The 1,037-nt window shown below is 63.9% G+C and carries 1 protein-coding gene; it reads right to left on the bottom strand.

Going from position 1 to position 1,037, the window contains the following annotated elements; all coding sequences use genetic code 11:
- On the bottom strand, positions 1–1,037 hold a 1,037-nt coding region (locus IG88_RS0137740; RefSeq protein WP_031051405.1), incomplete at both ends, for a cbb3-type cytochrome c oxidase subunit I.

Below are 1,037 nucleotides of genomic sequence, written 5' to 3'. Positions count from 1 at the left end.
GTCAGTCCGCCGAAGAGGAAGGTGACCAGGAAGCCGGTGGACCACAGCATCGGTGTCTCGAAGGACAGCGACCCCTTCCACATGGTGCCGATCCAGTTGAAGAACTTCACACCGGTCGGGACCGCGATCAGGAAGGTCATGAAGGAGAAGAACGGCAGCAGCACGCCGCCCGTGACGTACATGTGGTGCGCCCACACCGTCACCGACAGACCCGCGATCGCGATCGTCGCGCCGATCAGACCCATGTAGCCGAAGATCGGCTTGCGGGAGAAGACCGGGATGATCTCACTGACGATGCCGAAGAACGGCAGCGCGATGATGTACACCTCGGGATGCCCGAAGAACCAGAACAGGTGCTGCCACAACAGGGCCCCGCCGTTGGACGAGTCGAAGATGTGGGCACCGAACTTGCGGTCGGCCTCCAGCGCGAACAGGGCCGCGGCCAGCACCGGGAAGGCCAGCAGGACCAGCACACCGGTCAGCAGCACGTTCCAGGTGAAGATCGGCATGCGGAACATGGTCATGCCCGGCGCGCGCATGCAGATGATCGTGGTGATGAAGTTGACCGAGCCGAGGATGGTGCCGAAGCCGGAGAAGGCCAGACCCATGATCCACAGGTCACCGCCGACACCCGGCGAGTGCACCGCGTCCGACAGCGGCGAGTACGCGAACCAGCCGAAGTCGGCCGCGCCCTGCGGGGTCAGGAACCCGCCCACCGCGATGGTCGAGCCGAACAGGTACAGCCAGTAGGCGAACATGTTCAGCCGCGGGAACGCCACGTCCGGCGCACCGATCTGCAGCGGCATGATCCAGTTCGCGAAGCCGGAGAACAGCGGCGTCGCGAACATCAGCAGCATGATCGTGCCGTGCATCGTGAACGCCTGGTTGAACTGTTCGTTCGACATGATCTGCAGACCCGGCCGGGCCAGCTCGGCGCGCATGAACAGCGCCATCACGCCGCCGATCACGAAGAACGCGAACGACGTCACCAGATACAGCGTGCCGATGGTCTTGTGGTCCGTGGTCGTCAGCCACTT

Source organism: Streptomyces sp. NRRL F-5650 (assembly GCF_000721365.1).
In the GTDB taxonomy this organism is placed as follows: Bacteria; Actinomycetota; Actinomycetes; order Streptomycetales; family Streptomycetaceae; genus Streptomyces; species Streptomyces ardesiacus.
Note: the sequence above shows the minus strand (reverse complement) of the source record. Positions and strands in the feature narration are given on the sequence as shown.